The organism is Halorientalis regularis (assembly GCF_023698535.1).
Classification (GTDB): domain Archaea; phylum Halobacteriota; class Halobacteria; order Halobacteriales; family Haloarculaceae; genus Halorientalis; species Halorientalis regularis.
This window is the reverse complement of record NZ_JALJCL010000002.1, coordinates 297,122-318,925: the sequence shown is the minus strand read 5'-3', so window position 1 is coordinate 318,925 and position 21,804 is coordinate 297,122. Positions and strand designations below refer to the sequence as shown.

The window sequence follows — 21,804 nt, the reverse complement described above, 5'->3', positions numbered from 1 at the left end:
GAAGCCGTACCTGCCCGGCGACGTGCCGCAACACGCTGGCAGCCCGTTCGACGACGATACCCCGAAGGGTTAGGTAAGTGGAGTGTCATCGGACAGGTATGTTCGGGCTGGGGAGCGATTCCTACGAAGACGTCGAGGACGTGGTGGTCGAGGACGCCGACGATCTGGTCCTCTCGAACCCCCAGGACGTGTTCGTCGAGCGCCGCGCCGTCGCCGGCGAGTGTCGCATCGACTCCGTCGGGGACGTGTACCTGACCGACTCGAACGAGGATATCGCGGACCCGTACCGCGATTGTGTCGTCTCCGGGGGTGACGACACCCGGATCGAGACCTGCGAGGACGTGCTGATCACACGCGGCGCGGTCGACGGCGACCTCGTGATCGAGAACACCATCGACGACGTGTTCACCGCCGTCACCGACGCCGTCGTTCTCGACGCCGTCGACGACGTCTACCTCCGGGGCGGCGTCGGCCACGGAGACTCTGTGCGGGTCGAACGCGCCGAGGACGTGCGCATCGAGTCCGACGCACGCGTCCCGGCGGTGACCGCCGATGACACCGAGGACGTCCTCGTCGCCGGTCCATCGGCCGTCGCCGACGGCGTGGACGAACGGGCCTACCACGAACGCGCGCCCGTCCACCTCGGCGACGTGGAAGACGTGCTGGTCGAGGCCCGTGCCGTCGAGGGACGACTGGTCGCTGCCGATCCCGGTGACGTCGACGAGGACGCGGTGCTGTGAGCGACGAGTGATCGGTGTGTGAACCCTTCTGGAAATTCCGGAAGCGACACGCCACCAGTTAAGCCACTGGCACCACAGGGGGCTGACATGATCGAGGACGCCCGTGTGTTGCGTGCGGAGTTCGTCCCGCACGAACTCGAACACCGGGACGGTGAGGTGACACACCTGTCACAGGTCCTCGAACCGGTGACGCGGGGCGAGCCCGCGGGGCCGGCCATCATCACCGGGCCGTCGGGGGTGGGCAAGACCTGTGTGGCTCGCTACACCGTCGAGCAGTTGCGCGAACAGCATCTGGACGTGGCCTCCCAGTACGTCAACTGCTGGCAGAACTACTCGCGCTTTCGCGCGCTCTATCGCGTCCTCGAAGGGCTGGGCAAGACCGTCGACATCCACCGGCAGTCGACACCGCACGACGAACTCCTCGAACGGCTCCGGCAGTACGACGGCCCGCCCTGTGTGGTCGTGCTGGACGAGGCCGACCAGCTGGAGTCGGCGGACGTGCTCTACGACCTGCACGCGTTATCTTCCTTTTCGCTGGTGTTGATCGCCAACCGCGAGGCGGACCTGTTCGCCGGGGCCGACGACCGACTGCGCAGTCGCCTCCGGGGGAGCGAGCGGATCGGCTTCGACCGCTACGGGATCGATCAGCTCACGTCGATCCTGCAGGCGCGTGCCCGCTGGGGGCTGACCGAGGACGCCGTGGCGACCGACCAGTTGCGCGATATCGCCGACGCCGCCGCGGGGGACGCCCGCGTGGCCATCAGCATCCTCCGGAACGCCGCCCGGCGCGCCCAGCGGACGACAGCTGCGACGATCACCGACGAAATCGTAACGGCGGCGGTCCCGGCCGGCCGGTCGGCGGTCCACCGGCGCACCCTCGACACCCTCACGCCCCACCAGCGGGCCGTCTACGAGATCGTCGCGGACGCCCGTCGGATCGACCCCTCGACGCTGTACCGGCGCTACCGCGAGGCCGTGGACGACCCCAAGACCGACCGCACGGTCCGGAACTATCTCGGGAAGATGGTCCAGTACGACCTGCTGGTCGCGGAGGGCACGAGCCGCGACCGCACATATCGGGTCGTCGAGCCCGCGGCCGACGAGGGCTGACGCCGGCGCCACAGACCGATTTCCGCCACGGACAGGTTTATTTCGCTCTCGCCCAACTAGAACGCGCTCCCATGAGTGACTCCGAGTACGCGTTGCTGGCACGACTCGAAGCCAAGGACGGCAAAGAAGCCGAGGTCCAGGAGTTCCTGGAGTCGGCGCTCCCGATGGCCGAAGACGAACCCGACACGACGACCTGGTTCGCCCTCCGGATGGGCGAGTCGACGTTCGGCATCTTCGACACGTTCCCCGACGAGGACGGCCGGCAGGCCCACCTCGACGGCGAGATCGCCGCCGCGCTGCTGGAGCAGGCCGACGACCTGCTCGCCGAAGACCCCCAGATCGAGGAGGTCGACGTGCTCGCGGCCACACACGCCTGAGCCACCGGCGACCGCGACGGCGACCCCGCACCGTGACAACTCTTCTGGAAACCCGCGAAACCTGCCGTTCAGGGCCGAGAACATCCGTTCGTGACCGGGACCGGGCTTTCCGGAACTTCCGGAAACGACGCGCCAGCGCCCTTTTCGATGGCTCCACTCGGTCCGGGTATGGATCGCACTCGACTCCCCGAACTCCCGACGCTCGACCCCGGCGTCCAGTTGCTGGCGATTGACGGCCAGCGGGCCGGCGAACCGCTCCGTGCGCTCGTCCTCGACCACGCGCTCGGCGGCGGCGGGCAGGTCCGCTGGGTCGACAGCCGCGGGTACGCGCGCACCGACCGGCTGGCCCGACTCGCCCCGGACCCGCGGGCGCTCGACCGCATCCGGATCGCTCGCGGGTTCACCGCGCATCAGCACGTCGCGCTGGTGCGCCGACTGCCAGACGTGGTGACCGACGACACCGCGCTGGTCGTCCTGCCGGCGATGGACGCACCCTACCGGGCCGACGACGTGTCCCGGGGTCGTGCCCTCCTGCTCCGGAGTCTCGCCACCGTCGCCCGAGTCGCCCGCGACCACGCGGTCCCGGTGCTGGTGACCCGGACCGATCCCGAGGGCCTCGGCGAACCGCTCGCGGCGGCCGCCGACCGCACCGTGGAGTGCCGCCAGACGCCACAGGGGCCGCGGTTCGTCACCGACGACTTCGAGACGCAGGTCTACCCGCAGGGGGACGGGATCGTCCAGACGACGCTCGCGTTCTGGCGGCGCGTGCTGGCTGCCAGAGCGCCGGCCGCCGGCAGCGAGAGTGGTCACGACGATCACCCCACCCCTGCGGAGGTGACCGTCGATGGGGCGTACTAACCCGACCTTCCGGGACCGACTGGAGCGACTGCGCGCCGACTGGAGCGACTACCGGCGGGCGCTCCGCCGACGCGACGAGCCACACTTCGACCGGCTGTTCGAGTACGCCCGCGCTCACGCCGACGCCTGTGGCTACCTGAACCACGACTCGCCCATCGTCCCCGTCCTGCTGTCGGTGGCGCTGGAACAGCAGGCGACCATCGACGCCCTCGAGGAGCGGATCGCCGCGCTGGAGGCCGCCGAGGGCGACAGCGATCGCCAGGTCGACGCCTGCCAGACCGTGATCGAGCGCCCCTGGCCGGGCGCGGGCGACGAATGACCCTGACCGTCGATTTCGAGGACAGCGAGACGCGAAGCGCCGCTCGCAGCCGGACGCGGTCCGGCGACGGCGACCCCGTGGTATGGGAGTGTACCGACGACGGCGCGACGGCGACCCGGGACACCGACTACGCGCCGACGGTGTGGGTCACCCGCGAGGGCGGTCCCGTCGCGGCCGTCCGCGAGACCGTCGCCGGCATGGTCGACGTGCGGGGCGCGACCGTCGAGCGCCGCCGTCGCGAGTGGCGCGCCGACCCCGAATCCGCCCTCCGGGTCACCGTCGACCGGGTGGACCGAATACGGCCCGTGGCGACCAAGCTCACCGACCTCGGCCGACCCGGCGAGTACCGCTGTTACGGCGTGGACCTCTCGCCGGGCTTCCGATACTGTCTGGACCGGGGGCTGTCGCCGGTGCCCGACCGCGAGTTGCGGACGCTCGAACTCGGGACGACCGAGGCGGCCCGCAACGGTGACCCGCTCGATTCGGTGACCGTCGACGGAGATACCTTCGAGGGAAATACTGGGGGTCTCGTGGCTCGGGTCGCCGATACCGTGGCCGAGGTCGACCCCGACGTGCTGGTCCTCGATGCGGGCGCGACGATCCCGACGCTGTACGAGGCGGCCGCGACGGCCGGCCGGACCCTGCAGCTGGGGCGTCGGCCGGGCTGGAAGCGGCTGGCCGGGGAATCGACCTACGAGAGCTACGGGCAGGTCCACCACTCGCCCGCGCGGTACACGGTGCCCGGGCGGGCGGTCGTCGACCGCTCGAACACCTTCTTCTACCGGCAGGCCGGCCTCGACGGCTGTCTCGATCTGGTCGAGCGATCCTGGAAACCCCTGCAGGAACTCGCCTGGGCCTCCATCGGCAACGTGCTGACGGCGATCCAGATCCGCGAGGCCCGCGACCGGGGCGTGCTGGTGCCCTGGCGCTCGTACCGCCACGAGCGGTTCAAGTCCGCTCGCACGCTCGCCGACGCCGACCGCGGCGGCCACACCCTCGAACCCGCGGTGGGCGTCCACGAAGACGTGCACGAACTCGACTTCGGGAGCCTCTACCCGTCGATCATGATCGAGTACAACCTGAGCCCCGAGACGGTCCGCTGTGACTGCCACGACCGCGCGGACGTGCCCGGCCTGGGCTACAGCGTCTGTGACGACCGGGGCTACCTCCCGGACGTGCTCGGTCCGCTCGTGACGGATCGGCGGGCGATGAAACGCGAGCGGGCGGCGACCGACGACCCCGAGCGCCGGCGTGCACTCGACCGGCGTATCGAGGCTATCAAGTGGATTCTCGTCTCCTCGTTCGGTTACCAGGGCTTCTCCAACGCCAAGTTCGGCCGGATCGAGTGCCACGAGGCGATCAACGCTCACGCCCGCGAAATCTTGCTGGACGCGAAAGCCGAACTCGAAGCGGGCGGCTGGCGCGTGCTTCACGGCATCGTCGACAGCCTCTGGGTGACCGCCGCGCCGGACGTACCCGACCGCGAGCGGACGCCGCTCGCCGAACTGGCCGAGCGGATCACCGAGCAGGCTCGCGTCCCCCTGGAGTACGAGGCGGCCTACGACTGGATCGCGTTCGTGCCCCGGGCCGACAGCGACGCCGGCGCGCTGACGAAGTACTTCGGGAGGGTCGCCGATCCCGCCCCCTCCGACGACGCCCACACCTACCGCGGGATCGAGTGCCGGCAGGACAGCACGCCACCGTTCGTCGCCGACTGCCAGCGCGAGTTGATCCGGACGTTCGACACCCACCGCGACCCCGAAGCGGTCTGTGATCGGCTCGCCGGCCAACTGCAGACCCTCCGATCTGGCGCGGTCGACCCCGCGGAACTGGTCGTCGAAAAGCGCGTCTCGAACGAGCGCGAGGCCTACAGCCAGCGGACGCGTTCGGTCGCCGCGCTGGATCGACTCGCCGACACCGGACTCGGCCGCGAACCCGGCCAGAGCGTGCGCTACGTCGTTACCGACGACGGGCGTGACTCCCGCGAGCGGGTCCGACTGGCACGCGAGTCTCCCACGGAGTACGACGCCGAATTCTACGCCGATCGGCTCCTCCGGGCCGCCGAGAGCGTCTGCGCGCCGCTGGGCTGGCGTCGCGGCGGCATCGAGGACTACCTCGCGGATCGGGCGGACGCGTCGCTGTCGGCGTTCGGTCGATAACGGAGCATTCGGCGGTCGATCAGTTCTTGGCGATACCGGGCCGCCAGTCGCGGAGCCGGGTGACGCCGGCGCCGACGAGCCCGGCGGGAATCGCCATGACGACGGAGCCGACGATGAAGTCACCGAGGCCGCCACCGCCGCCACCGCCCGCACCGCCGCCAGCGCCGATGGAGATGAAAATCGCCACCAGAATCCCCATCACGAGAAAGCCCGCGGCGTTGCTGACGAACGCGAGGACGTACGTCTGGGTGTCGACCTCGCCGATCTGGAGGAAGTCCTGGAGTCCGATGACTGCCGCCAGGATGCTCCCGCCGAAGATCGCAACGCCGAACGCCATCAGCGTGATGCCGAGGCTGATGAAACCCGCGGCGCCGGTGGTGCCCCCACCCCCGAGAAGCGAATCGGCGAGGAGGGCGGTGAGACCGATGCCCACGCTGACGATGGCGAAGATTCCGACCACGTACTTGATGACCGACTGGCCAGCCGGCCGACTCAGCACGTCGGTCGCGCTCGGCCCGGTCTGGACCTGCTGTGCACGCCCCTGTCCGGGCTGGGCCTGTCCGGCCTGCCCGGGCTGGCCGCCGGTCTGGCCGCCCTGACCTGCCTGTCCACCCTCGTCTTGCCCCGTCGGATCGTCGTCCGAACTCATACGTGTACCATTAATTAGACAAGTAATAAAGGTGAACGGTGGCAGGATCGTCGCGACAGGCACCGTATACTACGTCATACGATGTATTACGGACCTGGACATCCCGTCGAACCACGGCTGTTACGAGCCGGTGACGGTGACGGCACCCGAAGGGTCATCGTTGAACCCGAGACGGCCAGCGGCCGTCGTCGGGGGCAACGTCGAGACGAACCAGCGGGTCACCGATTCGTCTTCACCGCGCTGGCCGAGGCCGACGAATCCGACGATGGGAACTGAAGGCGAAGCCGCGCCCCCGTCTCAGACCGCGTCCCGCTCGGCCTCGATGTGCTCGACGTAGGCCTCGGTGACGCGCTCGAAGATGGCCTCGCCGGCTTCGGCGGTCGCCTCGCGTGGGTCGCCGAGGACGCCGTTCTTCGTGATCGACGCAAAGCCCTCGCTGAGAAGCCGCGCGGTCGAAATATCGCCCTCGTGGCCGGGGGCGAGGTCGTCGGTTTCGACGAGTCCCTCGTCGATGGCTAGTACCATCGCGGTCTCGGCGGCCCCGGCGTGGATCACCGACTGGTCGTAGTCGACCCCTGCCTCGCTCAACCCCTCGTTCAGCAGTTCCATGTGTTCGTCGAGGTCGGTCAGCGCGATCACGTTCGCGTCGACCTCGCGGGCCACGTCCGGAGCGACGGTCTCGACCGGCGCGAAGTTGCCGCCGTGGGTCGGCACGAGCACCACGTGCTCGAAGCCGTGGGCCGAGAGCGAACGGCAGTACGCCCGGACGAGATCCATCAGTGTCTCCGGCGGGACCGTGATCGTACCCGGGAACTCCATGTGGTGGCCCGAACACCCGGGGCGGATCGTGGGTGCGGCCAGTGCGTCGCCCAGTCGCGTCGCGATACGCGTCGCGAGTTCGTCGCCGTCCAGCGTGTCCATGTTCAGTGGCAGGTGGGGACCGTGCTGTTCGATCGACCCGACCGCGACGACCGCCGTCCGCGTTCCACGTTCGAGCGCCGATTCGACGTCCGGCCAAGATAGCTCAGCGAGTGCAACGTCGTCGGGAGAAGCCATCTACAGCCGATCGGACGCCCCAACGTGAGTCTCTTTCGCCCGACCGACGATCGTCGCGAAGCCACGCAGCTTTTGCGCTTCCATCGCTTTCGATCGGTATGGACACCCTCGAAGCCGAACTCGACCGAGCGCGTGACCTCGACGTGGCCACCCTCGCCGACGCCATCGTCGAGATCGGTTTCGAGTGTACCCGCTGTGGTGCCTGTTGCAAGGCCGAAACCTGCGGAAACGAAGCGAGCGACGACGCTGAATCCGATTCTGAACCCCACACGGCGACGGTCTTCCCGGACGAGATTCGGCGGGTGCAGGACGCCGGCGACCAGGAGTACGACTTCCGGGACGCGGCCCGTCCGATGCCCTACGGTCTCGAAGACGGCCCGGAGGGTCCGGAGGGCGAGACCTTCGAGTGGGCGCTCCAGACCGACGACTGCGGGGACTGTACCTTCTATTCGGAGGACGAGTCAGGGACCGGGGCCTGTACGGTCCACGAGGATCGGCCGCTGATCTGTCGGACCTACCCGTTCTCCGTCGCACTCGGGGGCACCAGCCAGCCGATGGGGGAGGCCGTCGACGAAGAGGGCATGGTCCGGGCCCACGAGTGTGAGGGGCTGGGTCGGGACATCTCGCGGGCCGAGGCCGAGGAGCTGGCCGCGGCGCTGAAAGAACGAGCGATCCGGGAGATCGAAGAGGCCATCGCGGTCCGGGACGCGTACGAACCGGTCGAGACGGGGCCGGGCGAGATAGTCGTCCACGATTCCGAGGGCCAGAAGCGACCCGATGGGACGCCGCTGGACTGAGGGCGGAGCGTCCGTCAGGGGCCGAGTCACGGGCAAGTTCTTTACTATAGGCCTACCACATGCCCATGGAGGTCTAACCTTGGAGATATCTGATAAACTCCTGTGTTTGTTCAGCGCCGAAGTCGAGCGGAGTGAGGACGGGTACGTGATCGAGGTACCACAGCGCGAACTCGATACCGGCTCGGTCGAGGCCGGCGACACCTACCGGGTGGCGCTCATCGAGAGCGAGCGCGAGGAAGTGTCCGAGGACGAACCCGAAACGCCATCCTCGGAGCCCCAGCCCCCGGTCGAGGCCGGCGAGATCCGCTACGTCGAGATCGAGGACATCGGCAAACAGGGTGACGGGATCGCCCGCGTCGAACGCGGCTACGTCATCATCGTCCCCGGGGCCGAGATCGGGGAACGCGTGAAAGTCGAGATCACCGAAGTCAAGTCCAACTTCGCGGTCGGCGAGATCATCGAAGAGGACATCTGAGCGTTACCCACCTGTACCAACGTACCCGTCTCGGCTTCGTTCCCGACCCGTTCTCCCTCCGACCAGTCCGAAAAACCGCACGACTGCGGCCGGTTAACCGTCTGTACCAAACCCGCTAAAGGGACCCTTACCGTACACGTTTGTATGAGCGCAACCGCGACCGCGACGGCCCAGGCACAGACCAGCCTCTCGGAAAAGCAGTCCCGCATCCTTGAGTACCTCCGGGAGAACGCCGACACACAGACCTACTTCAAGTCACGCCTCATCGGCGATGCGCTGGACATGTCCGCCAAGGAAGTCGGCACCAACATGCCCGCCATCGAGAACGGCGACTTCGAGGTCGACGTGGAGAAGTGGGGGTACTCCTCCTCGACGACCTGGAAAGTCACCTCCTGAAACCCACGTTCGCGTTCGCTCGTTTTCTTCAGCCGTCGTAACTGAGTAGCGTGTCGGCCTCGGCCGCCAGCGCCGCGGCGTCGGAGCCGAACGAATCGGCGTACCGCACGAGCAAGAGCATGATCGTCTCCGGTCGTTCGACGGCGTAGCCGTCCGCCCGCGAGAGCAGGCCTGCCGTCTCGAGTTCGCTCCCGTACTTGCTGATCGTCGGCGTCGAGACGCCCAGCCGGTCGGCGAGGCCGCCCGCGGTCAACGCCGGATCGCGCAACAGCGCCACGAGCATCCCCCGCGGCGTCTCCCGGCGCAGGTAACCCAGGGCTACCTGTTCGAACTCCGAAAAGCGGTCGGCCGGGAAGTACCGGCGGTAGTCGCCGTCCTTCCGGCTCTCGACGACACCTGCACGGACCAGTCGGCGGAGATGGTGCTGGGCCTCGCCGGTGCCCAGCTGTAGGTCGTCGCGGAGCTTCGAGAAGTGCGCGCCGGGAGTCGCGGCGACGTAGCCCGCGATGGCGTCGGGGGCGTCGCTGTCACTCGTCCCGTCGGACTGGAAGCGAGCGAGGGGGCTGGCCGCGCCGATGGCTGCGAACCGGCGCAGTGTCGACCGCTTGGACTCGTCCACCCCCTCCTCAGGCATAGCTATGGGTTGGTAAGACGATGATAAAACGCCTTCGACTAGTCATCCCGGCCGATTCGCTGACGAACGAGTGCGCTGGCCGTGCGCGTCGGTTGCGGGGCCGTTGCGTCGCTACTTGCCGTCGGCCTCGCCGTCGGTGTCCTCGACGCTCGTCCCGCCGCCACCGCCAGTCTCGAACTCGTCGTCCATCTCGTCGATGACGTCGTCGGGATCTTTGATTTCGGCGGGATTGTCGCCCTGTTTGACGGCTTTGGCCTGTTCCTCCATGGCCTCCACGTCGACCTCGGCTTCCTGGTCGATCTGGCCGAGGATCTCCTCGATGTTGTCGAGGCCAAGCATCTCGCGGGTCTCGCTGTCGAACTCCAGGCTGTCGAGGGTTCCCTCGCCGTTGGTCTGGACGTCGCTGCCGGAGAGGTGTTTGCCGTAGCGGCCGACCATCGAGGTCAGTTCCTGGGGCAGGACGAAGGTGTTCGACTCACCCTGACCGATGTTCTCCAGTGTCTCCATGCCCTTCTCGATGACGGCGCGTTCGCCCATCGACTCGGCGGATTTGGCGCGCAGCACGGTCGAAATCGCGTCACCCTGCGCTTCGAGGATCTGGCTCTGCTTTTCCCCCTGTGCGCGGATGATGTTGGACTGCTTGTCACCTTCCGCCTTCTCGACGGCGGAACGGCGTTCACCCTGCGCTTCGAGGATCATCGCGCGGCGGCGGCGCTCGGCGGAGGTCTGCTGTTCCATGGCTTGCTGGACGTCCTGGGAGGGGTTGACCTCGCGGACCTCGACGGACTCGACGCGGATCCCCCACTCGTCGGTGGGTTCGTCGAGTTCGCGGCGGATCTTGGCGTTGATCTCCTGGCGTTTGTTCAGGGTGTCGTCCAGTTCCATGTCCCCCAGCACGGCACGGAGGGTGGTCTGGGCGAGGTTCGAGACGGCGCGTTTGTAGTCGTCGACTTCGAGGTAGGCCTTCTTGGCGTCCATCACCTTGATGTAGACCACGGCGTCGGCGGTCACCGGCGAGTTGTCGCGGGTGATCGCTTCCTGCCGGGGCACGTCCAGCGTCTGCGTCCGCATGTCGAACGTGTGGGTTCGCGAGACGAAGGGCGGGACGAAACTGATGCCCGGTTCGAGCAGTTTGCGGTACTCACCGAAGACCGTCAACGCGCGCTTCTCGGTCGCGTCGACGATCTCGACCATCTGGTAGACCGTGACCACAGCGAGTACCAACACCAGCATCAGGACGATGCTGATGGTGCCACCGCCGAGTTGCAGTACTGTCGCGGGGAACATTACTTCAATTTCGGACGAACAACAGAAAAGGGTTCGGTCCCGTGGGGCCAGTGGTCTCGTCGGGACTCTCGGACGCGAACGACACCGGACAGGGACACAAAAGGGTTCGGTACGGTCGGGTTAGTGGCTCCGTGTTGGTTGGGTTGGGGGGAGCGAAACCGGAGAGCAGCGAGCCGACGTGGGAGCTCGCCATGCTCGTGGACAACGGAACCACTGACACCAGTGGTGACCAGCCACGTAGTCGCTGACAGCGCACTGTGGAGCGTGACTACCTGGCTGACCACCTCCCGGTGCCGGTCGCGCCGGCGACCCCTCTCGCCGCACGGGAACTGCACGAACGTGCGGCGCACCTGCGTTTCCTGTACGCCCGTCGTCGGCTGAACATTACATCTACACGTATGTCTGAGGAAGGTAATAAAGATTGGGTATAAGGAAAGTAATATCGATTATTAGTGTTTGGTCACGTCGGGTATATCCGACGAAAGCAAACAATCGTGTGGATGTATCTCGGGTTTGGACGTGGACCGAAGAATCACGTCGATATCGCCGGGACGAAACTGGGCGGCTGTTCGCAGTCGGTCAGGCCGCGTCCGGGTCCGCGTCCGGTTCGCTCGCCTCCGCGTCGCGTTTGCTGGCCTCCTGTGCGAGTTCACGGTCGATGTCGTCCGAGATGTCGTCGATGGCTTCGACCGTGACGACGTTGCCGCCGCCAGGGTCGATGACGATGACCTGGGTGCCCTCGGCGATCTCGCCGTCGACGGAGCGGGCCCGGTAGAGCGGGTTGAACCCGCCGTCGTCGAGTTTCACTTCGCCGCCCGTCTCGGTGACCCGCTCGGTGACGCGGCCGGTCTGACCCCGCAGGTCGTCCGAGGAACTCGTCTGGCCGGTGCCTTTCCCGCCGTAGAAGTCGAACTGCCGGTAGCCATAGAGCGTGATCCCGCCGACGACCAGCACCAGCGCGGCGAGGACGAGCGGCGCGAAGATGCCGATACTCGTCGGCAACAGGAGCCCGGCGATGCCGGCGACCAGGAGGGCGACGCCCAGGACGATGAAGTGGGCACCGGGGGCCAGCGCCTCGGCGATGACCAGCCCCGCTCCGGCGACCACGAGGAGCAAGGCGAGGTCCTGTCCCAGCACCGAGGCCTGTGCGAGCAACCAGAATACCATACCCGTGAGTAGGGCTGCCCCGGGGTTAAGCTTCGGGGTCGGCGGGTCAGATCACGCCCAGGACCGCCATGAAAAACAGGACGGTACACAGTGCGCCGAGCAGGACGAACACCGTGTTCTCCATCGAGGGCGACCCTGGTTCGAGCGGCTGGTCGAGGACCATCGCGCCGGCGACGTTGCCCTCCTCGTCGCCCGCCTCGCCGTCTTCGTCCCCGCCGCTGTCGGGCCCTGCCGCCGCCTCGCCCCCGTCCTCGGGCAGGTCCTCCAGTTCGAACTTCCAGCCGCCCTCGTCGTCCGCCTCGGACATACGGGACTGTACTGGCCTCACGACCAAAAGCACACGGTCCGCGTCCGCGGTCGATCCGCCGACCGCGCTACTGCACCTTCGACCCCAGCGGCGCGTCGTCGTGGGTCGTCAACAGGTCGGCCTCGTCGCCGGCCGCCAGGATCATCCCGTCGGACTCGACGCCGAACAGCTCCGCCTGCTCCATGTTCGCCAGCAGGATACACCGCTCGCCCGGCAACTCGTCGAGGTCGTGGAGTTGCTTGATGCCGGCGACGACCTGTCTGGTCTCGACGCCGATGTCGACCTCCAGGCGCGCGAGGTCGTCGGCCCCCTCGATGGGCTCGGCCACCTCGATCCGCCCGACGCGCATGTCGAGGGCGCCGAAGTCCTCGAAGCCGATCCGCTCGTCTGCCAGCGCCTCGGGCTCGAAGGCAGCAGTGTCGCCGTCGGCCTCGTCGTCCTCGGTCGCTTCCTCGACGCGCTCCTGCAGTTTCTCGTTCAACTCGTCGATGCGCTCGTCCTCGATCTTGGCGAACAGTTCGCCGGGCTCGCCGAACTCGGCCGGCGGCGTGGCCAGCGCGTCGTCGAGCGCCGTCTCGTGGACGGAGCCGTCCTCTCCCAGCTGGGTCCAGAGCTCGGCGGCCTTCTCGGGCATGACCGGTTGCATCAACACGGCACAGGCCTTCGCGAGTTGCACGCAGTCCCGGATGACCTGGGCGGCCTGCTCGGGGTCGTCGTCGGTGAGCTTCCAGGGCTCGTTGCGCTGGATGTACTCGTTACCGAAGTCGGCCAGCTCGACTGCCGCCGCGCCCACGTCGCGGATGCGGTAGTCGTTGAGCGCCGCCTCGAACGCCTCGATTGACTCCTCGATTCGGTCGCGCACGTCGTCGCTCACGGCCACGTCTGGCGTCCCGTCGTAGTTGCGGTGGGCGAAGAGCAGCGACCGGTACGCGAAGTTCCCGAGGTTCCCGACCAGTTCCCCGTTGACCCGCTCGGCGAAGCGGTCCCAGGAGAAGTCCACGTCGGTCTCCATCCCGCTCCCGTCGATCATGTAGTAGCGGAACAGGTCGGGGTGGAACCCCTCGTCGAGGTACTCGTCGGCCCAGACCGCGCGATTGCGCGAGGTCGAGAGGGCCTTCCCGTCGATCCCGACGAACCCCGTCGCCAGGATCGCCCGGGGCTCGTTGTAGCCCGCGCCCCGGAGCATGGCGGGCCAGAAGACGGCGTGGTGCTGGATGATGTCCCGGCCGATGACGTGGACGATTTCACCGTTGTCCGCGCCGGTCAACTCAGACTCGTCCTCGACTTTCCAGACGTCTTCCCAGTCGTACTCCGCTTTCCCCACGCGCTCGGTGTACTGCTTGGTCGAGGAGACGTACTCGATGGGGGCGTCGACCCAGACGTACAGCACGAGCTCCTCCTCACCCTCACCGGGGTAGTCGATCCCCCAGTCCATGTCCCGGGTGATACAGAGGTCCTGCAATTCGCCCTCGATCCACTCGCGGGGCTGGTTCTTCGCGTTGTCGGTGCCCTCGACGCGGTCGATGAAGTCCTGCAGGTAGTCCTGGAAGTTCGAGAGCCGCAGGAACTTGTGGTCGCGCTCGCGGTACTCGGCGGAGTTGCCGGTGAGCGTCGAGACGGGGTCCTCGACCTCGCCGGGTTCGAGGTGGCGCTGGCACCCCTCGTCGCACTCGTCGCCGCGGGCGTGTTCGCCACAGTAGGGGCAGGTCCCCTCGACCAGTCGGTCCGGGAGCCACTGGTCGGCGTCGGGGTCGTAGGCGACCTGGATTTCCTTCTCGAAGACGTGGTCGTCGTCGATCCACGAGCGGACGAACTCCCGGGTCGTCTCCACGTTCGTCTCGTCGTGGGTGTGCCCGTAGTTGTCGAACTCGACGTTGAACTTCGGGAAGGTCTCGGCGTACTCCTCGTGGTACTCCATCGCGAACGCCTCGGGGGAGACGCCCGCCTCGGCGGCGTTGACGGCGATGGGTGTCCCGTGCATGTCCGACCCGCAGACGAAGGCCGTCTGCTGGCCGACGCGCCGGAGCGCGCGGGCGACCGTGTCACCGGTGACGTAGCCCCGGAGGTGGCCGACGTGCAGGTCGCCGTTGGCGTAGGGCAACCCGACGGTCACCACCGCGGGATTGTCGGTGGGGAATGCCTCGTGACTCATATCCCTACGGTCCCGACAAACGGCCTAAAACCCGCCGGTTCGCGGGCGGGGTCACTACTGCTGGACGGTCCAGCCCTCGTCGTCCTCGCGGCGGACGACCGTATCGAACAGCGTCGCGATGGTCGCCACCGTCTGCTCGTCCTGTGTCGCGGGGTCGAGGTGGGCGTGGACGGACGCGTCGACCGCCAGACACCGGCTGGTGATCGTGTGCAGGAAGCGAAACACCCGGTCGCGGTCGGCGTACTGGAGCAACGAGGTCAGCGAGTTCAGACAGACCGTGATCGGTTCGCCGTCGCCGTCCCAGCGGTCCAGATACCGCGAGATGGCGATGCTCGCGCCCGTGAGGTCGCTGGCCGGGACGTGAGTCGTGTGGACGCCGTCCGGCGACTCCCCGTCGGCGTGGGACTCCGGGCAGACGATGGCCATCGACGCCGGCAGGGCGTCGTGGGTCGCTCGCCAGTGGTCGACGAGCCGTGTCGGCCGGCGCGTGTAGGACAGCGACAGCACGCGCTGACGCTCGGGACTGGCACTCGAAAGCAGGTCGACACAGAGGTCGTTCGCTGCCACGTCGGCCGACGACGCCAGCACGAGCGCCCGCGGACGATTCCTGACCGACTGGGCTGTGGACTGTGATTCCATCCCCCGATCTGGTTGTCATTTCTACGGGGACGCTGGAATAGCTTTCGGTCGGTTCGGCACGAACCAAAGTCAGATGATGGCGAACGCGGCCGCCCCGAAGGAGATGGTCACGAGCAGTCGGCCGACACTGCCCGCGAACGTCGCCAGCGCGAACCTGACGTAGTCCTCCTCCAGCACGGTGAAGGCGTAGATAGAGAGCGTGTCGGGGAACCCGGGGACACAGAGGGCCAGCGCCAGCCCCACGTACCCCCACTTCTGGGCGAGCTGGACGGTCTTGCTCTCGGACCACTCCACCACGTCGAACCGCGACCGGCGCAGGAACCGGATCACCGGGCCGGACTGTTTGGCCTCCTGACCGATGTGGAACGCGAAGACGCTCCCGGCCGCCTTCCCGAGGCCACTGACGAGGACGATGAGGCCGATCTCGGCCGAGTGTGGGAGGCCGAGGTTGAGCGGCGTCGCGAGGACGACCTCGCTGGGCAGCGGGAGGATGAAGGCGATCAGAAACGAGTAGACGGCGATGATGCCCAGCCCCGCGGGACCGGTCGCTGTCCGGATCGCCTGTTCGACGACCTCGAGTTGGAGGAACCACTCCAGAACCGCGAGGGTGGCGGCGGGCACTACGCGGCGTTTTTTCTGCCGTTGCTGTAAGCCTTCATATTTGTGTTCCCGAGGTCTCCGGAACCGGGCAGTCGGATCGCCCTGTCAGAACCAGTCGAGTTCGGCGACGAACGAGCGCAGCATCGACCGGGTGACGTGGGGCATACAGACCACACGCATCTCGCCCGCGCCGGTCTTGGTGACCCGCCAGCCGCGGCGGCGCAGATCCTCCGTGACGGGCATCGACATGTCGGCGGCGACGATGGGCAGTTCGGGTTCGACCACGTCGTGGCCCCGGGCGGCCAACCGGTCGGCCAGCCACTCGGCGTTGGCCATCGACTCGTGGTACTGCTCGCGGTAGCCGACGGGCCACAGCGCGTCCATCGCGGCGACGGCGCTGGCGACGCCCGCCCCGCTCCGGGTCCCGGTCAGCGTCGCCTGTGATTTGGACTCCAGATACGGCGTCTCGACGGCGAGTTCGTCGAGCAGCGACTTCGAGTGGGTGACCAGCCCGCCCGACGGGATGGCGGCCTGCCCCATCTTGTGCGGGTCGATAGTCATCGTGTCGACGTCCGCGTGGCCGAAGTGCCACCGGTGATCGGTGAAGGGCAGGACGAACCCACCCCAGGCCGCGTCGACGTGACAGAGCGCGTCGACCTCGTTGGCGATATCGGCCAGTTCCGGGATGGGATCGACGCGGCCGTACTCCGTCGAGCCGGCGACGCCGACCACGACGGCCGTGTCCTCGTCGACGGCCCGGGCGACGGCGTCGGGATCGGCGCGGTGGTCCTCGTCGGTCGGCGTCGTCCGCAACTCGACGTTGAGGATGTCGGCAGCCTTGTTGAACGAGAAGTGGGCGCTGTCGGGCGCGACCATGTTCGGCCGGTCGGTGTCGGCCCGGTTGCGCGCGATGCGAACCGCCTGGATGTTGGCCTCCGTCCCGCCGGAGGTGACGTACCCCGCGGGATTGGGCAGGCCGGTGACCGTCCCGAGCATGTCGACGGCTTCTTGCTCCAGTTCCGAGACCGTCTCGTAGGTGCCCGGGTCGCCGGGATTCGTCGCCAGAAACTCCTCGGCGGCCTCGCGGGCCGCTGGATGTGGCTTGGTACACATCGAGGAGAGAACGCGGCTGAAGTCCTGCGGTTCGACCCGCTGCATACTCCATCCAAGTGATGGCAACGGCTTAGGGATTGCGCTCTGTTCACTCGCCGCCACCCCTGTATATACGCTGTTTGCCGCGACGGCACGAACCGTTAACAACTGTCCCGCCGTAGCCGGGAGCGATGCTACGGAGTTCACTCGACGGCGACACAGCGGTCGTCACTGGGGCGAGCGCGGGCATCGGCCGCGCGACTGCGCACGCGCTCGCACGGGAAGGCGCGAACGTCGTCCTCGCTGCCCGGAGCGAGGACAGACTCGACGACATCGCCGCGACCGTCCGCGATGAGTACGACACCGCGGCCCTGGTCGTTCCGACGGACGTGACCGACGAAGACGCCGTGGCGGCCTTGATCGACGCCACGGTCGAGGAGTTCGGCGGCCTCGACGTGCTGGTCAACAACGCCGGGTTGGCTCGGGGCGGCCCCATCGAAGACATGTCCACCGAGCAGTACCGGACGATGATGGACACGAACGTCGACGGGATGTTCTTCGCCGCCCGGGCCGCCATCCCCCACCTCCGGGACTCGGGCGGGACGCTGGTCTTCCTGGGGAGTTTCGCCGGCGAGTACCCGCGCCCCTCCAACCCCGTCTATGCCGCGAGCAAGTGGTGGACTCGCGGGTTCGCCAAGAGCCTCTCGGCCCAGGTCGGCGACGACTTCGCGGTGACGGTCGTCAACCCCGCGGAAGTGCGCACGGAGTTCGGCTACGAGGAAGGCACGCCGTTCGAAGAGCGGTTCGACGAGGGCGAGGCCAGCGAACCCGCCGAGATCGCCGAGGCCATCGTCTTCGCGGCGAAACAGTCGCCCTCGATGGCCGCGGAGATCGACCTCTACCGGCGGGACAAGTTCGAGATGTTCTGAAAACCGGGCGCAACGCGAGTTCGCGGCTGGCTGTTACCGCACCGAGTCGAGCAGGAGTTTCTGCTCGACGCGCTTGACTTCGTGCTGGACGTCGCGAACGGCGTCGATGTTGGCCGAGATGGACGTGGCTCCCTCGTTGACGAGGTGTTTGACCATCCGGGGCTTGGAGCCGGCCTGGCCACAGATCGAGGTGTTCACGTCGTGGTCGCGGCAGGTCTCGATGGTCTGGCTGATGAGATCGAGGACGGCGGGGTGGAGTTCGTCGAACCGGTCGGCGACGTTGCCGTTGTTGCGGTCGACCGCCAGCGTGTACTGGGTCAGGTCGTTGGTGCCGAAGGAGGCGAAGTCGATGCCGGCTTCGGCCATCTTCTCGACGCCCAGCGCCGCGGCGGGCGTCTCGATCATGACGCCCCAGGAGCGTTTCTCGGGGTCGATGCCCGCCTCTTCCATCAGGTTCCTGGCCCGAAGCACGTCCTCGGCGTCGTTGACGAGGGGGAACATGATCTCGACGTTGTCGTAGCCCATCTCGAACAGCTGGCGGAAGGCTTCGAGCTCGTGCTTGAAGACCTCCGGCGTGTCGAGGCTCCGGCGGATGCCCCGGTAGCCCAACATTGGGTTGTGTTCCTCGGGCTCGTTCTCGCCGCCTTCGAGCTGTCTGAACTCGTCGGTCGGCGCGTCGAGCGTGCGAACCCGGACGGGGCGCGGGTAGAACTCGTCTGCGACCCCGCGGACGCCGTCGACGATCTCCTGGATGTAGGCGCGTTCGCCGTGGTCCTCGATGTAGCGCTCGGGCGTCTTGTTCGTCGAGAGGATCATGTGCTCGATCCGGAGCAGGCCGACGCCGTCGGCACCGGTCGCCGCGGCGCGTTCGGCCGCCTCCGGGATCGAGACGTTGACCTTGACCTCCGTCGCAGTCATGGGCTTGACGGGGGCCTGCGGCCGGACTTCCTCGACGGGTTCGGTCTCGTCCTCGGTCTCGACGCCCTCGCGGATGGTCCCCTTGTCACCGTCCAGGGTGACCAGCTGATCGTCTTCGAGCGTGTCGGTCGCTCCACCGGTCCCGACGACGGCGGGCGCGCCGAGTTCGCGCGCGACGATGGCGGCGTGGGAGGTCATCCCCCCTTCGCTGGTGACGATGCCGGCCGCCCGCTTCATCGCGGGCACCATGTCCGGCGTCGTCATCTCGGTGACGATGATGTCGCCCTCGCCGACCTTGTCGAGCTGGTCGAGCTTGTCGACGATCCGGACTGCGCCCGAGGCGATTCCCGGGCTCGCGCCCAGACCCGAGAGCAACACGTCTTCTTCCTCGGCCTGGGCCGCGGCCGCGCCGGAGCCGTCGGCGGTGGCGGCCGACTCGCCGTCCTCGGCGATCGTGGTGATCGGCCGGGACTGCAGCATGTAGACCTCGCCCTCGAAGATGGCCCACTCCACGTCCTGTGGGGTGTCGTAGTGGTCCTCGACGCGCTCGCCGAGTTCGACGAGGCGTTCGATCTCGGCCTCGTCGATGACCCGTTCGTTGCGCTTCTCGTCGGGCACGGGCCGTTCGTTGGTCTCGCCGGTCTCGGGGTCTTTGGCGTACATCGTCTTCTTGTCGGCGACCTCCACGTCGGTCACCGCGTCGCTCTCCCGGTCGATCACGTAGTTGTCCGGCGTGACCGAGCCGGAGACGACGCCCTCGCCCAGGCCCCAGGCGGCCTCGATGATGACCTTGGGTTCGCCGGTCGAGGGGTGGGACGTGAACATCACGCCCGACTTCTCGGCCTCGACCATCTGCTGGACGACGACCGCGATGTCGACCTTGTCGTGGGCGAAGCCCTGCTCCTGCCGGTAGTAGGTGGCCCGCTGGGTGAACAGGGAGGCCCAGCAACGCTTGACCCGGTCGAGCAGGTCCTGCCCGGTGACGTTCAGGAACGTCTCTTGCTGGCCCGCGAACGAAGCGTCGGGCAGGTCCTCGGCGGTCGCCGAGGAACGCACCGCGACGAACGCCTCGTCGTCGCCGATCTCCTCGTAGGAGGCCAGAATCTCCTCGCGCAGGTCCTCGGGCATCTCCGTCTCCAGAATGAGTTCCTGTGCGCGGGCCTCGGCTTCGGCCAGCGCCTTCGAGTCCTCGGCGTCCACGTCGACCGCCTCGAACAGTTCTTCGTCGATTCCTGTCTCCTCGATGAATCGTCGGTAGGTCCCCGCTGTGACGACGAACCCCGGGGGAACCGGCAGGCCTGCGGCCGTCAGTTCCCCTAACGAGGCCGCCTTCCCGCCGACCGACTCGAGGTCGTCTGCCCCGATTTCGTCCAGCCAGAGTACAGCCATGTCCTCACCTGGGAAGTACAGAACACCGATAAAGAAGGTTCCGAACCGCGGCTTGGGTGCAACGCTTGCCACCCGCGGACGGGCGAAACAGAGTCCAGAAACCCCAGCGCGACGGAATTTAGACCTCGATGATGTCGTCGTCTTCGGTCTCCGGAACCACCAGATCGCCGTCCAGCGCCGTCACCGCCCACCCGCCGACCGCGATCTCCGCGCCGACCCGGACGTACACCGTCCCCGGGCGGTCGACGAAGTGCCCTTGCTCGAAGACCAGCTCGTCGGGCAGATCGTCGAAGGCCTGGAACTCCCGCAGGTAGGCCCCGACTGCGCCGCTTGCGGTCCCCGTCACGGGGTCCTCGGGCACACCCGCCTTCGGCGCGAACATCCGCCCGTGTAGCGTCGACTCCTGTTCGAGCGTGTCGAAAGTGAAGGCGTAGACGCCCGCGGTGTCGACCTCGCGGCTCAACTCGGCGATGGCCGCCATGTCCGGGTCGAGGTTGCTCAGGTGTTCTAGGAAGTTTACCGGGATCACCAGGAAGGGAAGACCAGTCGTACTGCGCGCCAGCGGGAGGTCCGCGCCCACGTCTTCCAGCGCCGCCACGTCGACGCCGAGCGCGTCGGCCATGCGGTCGTAGTCGAGATCGACGCGTCGGATCTCGGGCTGGTTCTGGGTCATCCAGACGCCGCCATCCTCGGTGACCTCGATATCCAGCACGCCGGCCTCGGTTTCGAGCGTGTGGTCGCCGGCCTCGATCTCGTCGCGCTCGTAGAGGTACGCGTGGCTCGCGATGGTCGCGTGCCCGCACATGTCGACCTCGGTCCTGGGCGTGAAGTAGCGAACCGCCCGGTCTGCATCTTCGGAGGACCGGAGGAATGCGGTCTCGCTCGCGCCCAGCTCCGACGCGATGGCCTGCATCTGTTCGTCGTCGAGGCCGTCGCCGTCGGGCACGACGCCCGCGGGGTTGCCCGCCAGGGGCTCGTCGGTGAACGCGTCGACCAGAAGCGCCTGTCGCGTGTCCATGCCTCCGGGTTCGGAGAGGGGTCGGATCAAGCTACCGGCGGTGCGGGAGGCCGTCCTACGCCGTCGGTCCATCGCGTCTCCGGCGGCCGCGAGCGCTTCCAGTAGCGTCCGTCCCTCTGGTCTAGAGGTCGACAGCGGCCGCTCCGGACGGATCGTCGAAAGATACGATTCGAGTGGTTCCCCGCCACACACCGACCAGCCGCTTGCCGCCCCGCGCGACCGGCCGGGGGGATCACCGGTGTCCGTCGTCCCGGACGTACTGGAGCGCCTGGAGGAACTGCTCGGTGTCGACCCGGCCCTCGGTCTCGGCCAGTCGCTCCTGGAATCTGGTCGGCGTCATGTTCACCGTTACCATACAACACGAAAGATCATAGCTCTTTCGCCGGGAACCGAACGGGCCGAAATCGTGTGCTGCCATCCCGCTCGGGGCTACCACGTCGAGACCGTTAACTACCCGTTCTTGGCGGGTTGAGACGACGAGCGCGACGAACAACGATTGCCGAGAGTCCGGCGGGACGACCGGTCGGCTACAGTTCGTTTTCGCCCTCGTGCTCGTCCAGCTTCGCTTTGATCTCCCGGAGGCTGTTGATACCGTACAGGCCCAGGACCAGCCACGCGACCGAGAAGACCACGCCGAGAACGGCGAAGGTCAGTCCGAGGGTCGTTTCGTTGATTGGGACCATGCTCGGAGGGAGGCGGGCCATGAATATAAGCCGCCAGCCTCGGTTTCAGCGAG

23 protein-coding genes and 1 pseudogene are annotated in these 21,804 nt (G+C 67.5%); 11 read left to right on the top strand and 13 right to left on the bottom strand.

The features are described from left to right. Positions 1-98 precede the first annotated feature (98 nt). The 6 genes from MU521_RS03835 (at position 99) to MU521_RS03810 (ending at position 5,563) form a co-directional block, all read left to right on the top strand. Positions 99-740, top strand: coding sequence for a hypothetical protein (locus MU521_RS03835; protein ID WP_092689984.1), 642 nt, complete (start codon positions 99-101; stop codon positions 738-740). Positions 741-827: 87 nt separating this feature from the next. Further along, positions 828-1,850: a Cdc6/Cdc18 family protein gene (locus MU521_RS03830; RefSeq protein ID WP_092689980.1), complete on the top strand. Its 1,023-nt coding sequence runs from the start codon at positions 828-830 to the stop codon at positions 1,848-1,850. 71 nt (positions 1,851-1,921) lie between these two features. Then, positions 1,922-2,227: a putative quinol monooxygenase gene (locus tag MU521_RS03825; RefSeq protein WP_092689976.1), complete on the top strand. Its 306-nt coding sequence runs from the start codon at positions 1,922-1,924 to the stop codon at positions 2,225-2,227. Between the two features lie 168 nt (positions 2,228-2,395). Continuing rightward, positions 2,396-3,085: a P-loop NTPase family protein gene (locus MU521_RS03820; RefSeq protein ID WP_092689972.1), complete on the top strand. Its 690-nt coding sequence runs from the start codon at positions 2,396-2,398 to the stop codon at positions 3,083-3,085. Next, a complete protein-coding gene (locus tag MU521_RS03815; protein ID WP_092689969.1) occupies positions 3,072-3,404 on the top strand; it encodes a DUF8156 family protein in 333 nt (110 codons plus the stop codon). The genes MU521_RS03820 and MU521_RS03815 overlap by 14 nt, the downstream gene beginning before the upstream one ends. After that, entirely contained in the window at positions 3,401-5,563 is a 2,163-nt protein-coding gene (locus tag MU521_RS03810; protein WP_092689966.1) for a type B DNA-directed DNA polymerase, read from the top strand. The genes MU521_RS03815 and MU521_RS03810 overlap by 4 nt, the downstream gene beginning before the upstream one ends. A gap of 19 nt (positions 5,564-5,582) precedes the next feature. Here the strand turns inward: MU521_RS03810 and MU521_RS03805 are convergent, their stop codons facing one another. Next, positions 5,583-6,212 (bottom strand): hypothetical protein, encoded by a 630-nt coding sequence (locus MU521_RS03805; protein ID WP_092689963.1) that lies wholly within the window; start codon positions 6,210-6,212, stop codon positions 5,583-5,585. Positions 6,213-6,255: 43 nt separating this feature from the next. Here MU521_RS03805 and MU521_RS03800 point away from each other — a divergent pair. Then, positions 6,256-6,464, top strand: a pseudogene (locus MU521_RS03800) (hydantoinase B/oxoprolinase family protein); the annotation flags it as partial. A 45-nt stretch (positions 6,465-6,509) separates the two neighbouring features. On the opposite strand, the gene MU521_RS03795 reads toward MU521_RS03800, so the two are convergent. Continuing rightward, positions 6,510-7,268 (bottom strand): creatininase family protein, encoded by a 759-nt coding sequence (locus MU521_RS03795; protein ID WP_092689960.1) that lies wholly within the window; start codon positions 7,266-7,268, stop codon positions 6,510-6,512. A 98-nt stretch (positions 7,269-7,366) separates the two neighbouring features. On the opposite strand from MU521_RS03795, the gene MU521_RS03790 reads away from it, so the two are divergent. From MU521_RS03790 to MU521_RS03780, 3 genes are all read left to right on the top strand, one after another. Further along, entirely contained in the window at positions 7,367-8,065 is a 699-nt protein-coding gene (locus MU521_RS03790; protein ID WP_092689958.1) for a YkgJ family cysteine cluster protein, read from the top strand. A 79-nt stretch (positions 8,066-8,144) separates the two neighbouring features. Further along, positions 8,145-8,540 carry a TRAM domain-containing protein gene (locus MU521_RS03785; protein WP_092689955.1) on the top strand — a complete coding sequence of 132 codons (396 nt, stop codon included), beginning with the start codon at positions 8,145-8,147 and terminating at the stop codon, positions 8,538-8,540. 144 nt (positions 8,541-8,684) lie between these two features. Then, complete coding sequence (locus tag MU521_RS03780; protein WP_092689952.1) at positions 8,685-8,936, top strand: DUF7123 family protein; 252 nt, start codon at positions 8,685-8,687, stop codon at positions 8,934-8,936. Between the two features lie 28 nt (positions 8,937-8,964). Here the strand turns inward: MU521_RS03780 and MU521_RS03775 are convergent, their stop codons facing one another. The 8 genes from MU521_RS03775 to mfnA all read right to left on the bottom strand — a co-directional run bounded on the left by MU521_RS03775 (position 8,965) and on the right by mfnA (position 16,880). After that, positions 8,965-9,570: a winged helix-turn-helix transcriptional regulator gene (locus MU521_RS03775; protein WP_092689949.1), complete on the bottom strand. Its 606-nt coding sequence runs from the start codon at positions 9,568-9,570 to the stop codon at positions 8,965-8,967. A gap of 111 nt (positions 9,571-9,681) precedes the next feature. Then, complete coding sequence (locus MU521_RS03770; RefSeq protein WP_092689947.1) at positions 9,682-10,857, bottom strand: SPFH domain-containing protein; 1,176 nt, start codon at positions 10,855-10,857, stop codon at positions 9,682-9,684. A 579-nt stretch (positions 10,858-11,436) separates the two neighbouring features. Beyond that, a complete protein-coding gene (locus tag MU521_RS03765) occupies positions 11,437-12,024 on the bottom strand; it encodes an NfeD family protein (protein ID WP_092689944.1) in 588 nt (195 codons plus the stop codon). A 46-nt stretch (positions 12,025-12,070) separates the two neighbouring features. After that, positions 12,071-12,331 carry a DUF7312 domain-containing protein gene (locus tag MU521_RS03760; protein ID WP_092689941.1) on the bottom strand — a complete coding sequence of 87 codons (261 nt, stop codon included), beginning with the start codon at positions 12,329-12,331 and terminating at the stop codon, positions 12,071-12,073. Positions 12,332-12,398: 67 nt separating this feature from the next. Then, a complete protein-coding gene (gene metG / locus MU521_RS03755) occupies positions 12,399-14,483 on the bottom strand; it encodes a methionine--tRNA ligase (RefSeq protein ID WP_092689938.1) in 2,085 nt (694 codons plus the stop codon). Positions 14,484-14,537: 54 nt separating this feature from the next. Beyond that, positions 14,538-15,122, bottom strand: coding sequence for a DUF7504 family protein (locus MU521_RS03750; protein WP_092689936.1), 585 nt, complete (start codon positions 15,120-15,122; stop codon positions 14,538-14,540). 69 nt (positions 15,123-15,191) lie between these two features. After that, a complete protein-coding gene (locus MU521_RS03745) occupies positions 15,192-15,743 on the bottom strand; it encodes a YqaA family protein (protein WP_092689933.1) in 552 nt (183 codons plus the stop codon). Between the two features lie 84 nt (positions 15,744-15,827). Further along, the gene (gene mfnA, locus MU521_RS03740) at positions 15,828-16,880 is read right to left on the bottom strand and encodes a tyrosine decarboxylase MfnA (protein WP_092689930.1); all 1,053 of its coding nucleotides are present in this window, start codon (positions 16,878-16,880) and stop codon (positions 15,828-15,830) included. A gap of 125 nt (positions 16,881-17,005) precedes the next feature. Between mfnA and MU521_RS03735 the strand changes: the two genes are divergently transcribed. After that, positions 17,006-17,743, top strand: coding sequence for an SDR family oxidoreductase (locus MU521_RS03735; RefSeq protein ID WP_092689926.1), 738 nt, complete (start codon positions 17,006-17,008; stop codon positions 17,741-17,743). 33 nt (positions 17,744-17,776) lie between these two features. Here MU521_RS03735 and ppsA read toward each other — a convergent pair whose 3' ends face one another. The 3 genes from ppsA to MU521_RS03720 all read right to left on the bottom strand — a co-directional run bounded on the left by ppsA (position 17,777) and on the right by MU521_RS03720 (position 21,751). Continuing rightward, positions 17,777-20,050: a phosphoenolpyruvate synthase gene (gene ppsA, locus MU521_RS03730; protein ID WP_092689923.1), complete on the bottom strand. Its 2,274-nt coding sequence runs from the start codon at positions 20,048-20,050 to the stop codon at positions 17,777-17,779. 118 nt (positions 20,051-20,168) lie between these two features. After that, positions 20,169-21,068 (bottom strand): PhzF family phenazine biosynthesis protein, encoded by a 900-nt coding sequence (locus tag MU521_RS03725; protein WP_092689920.1) that lies wholly within the window; start codon positions 21,066-21,068, stop codon positions 20,169-20,171. Positions 21,069-21,595: 527 nt separating this feature from the next. Next, a complete protein-coding gene (locus MU521_RS03720; RefSeq protein ID WP_175452804.1) occupies positions 21,596-21,751 on the bottom strand; it encodes a hypothetical protein in 156 nt (51 codons plus the stop codon). Between the last annotated feature and the right edge of the window lie 53 nt (positions 21,752-21,804).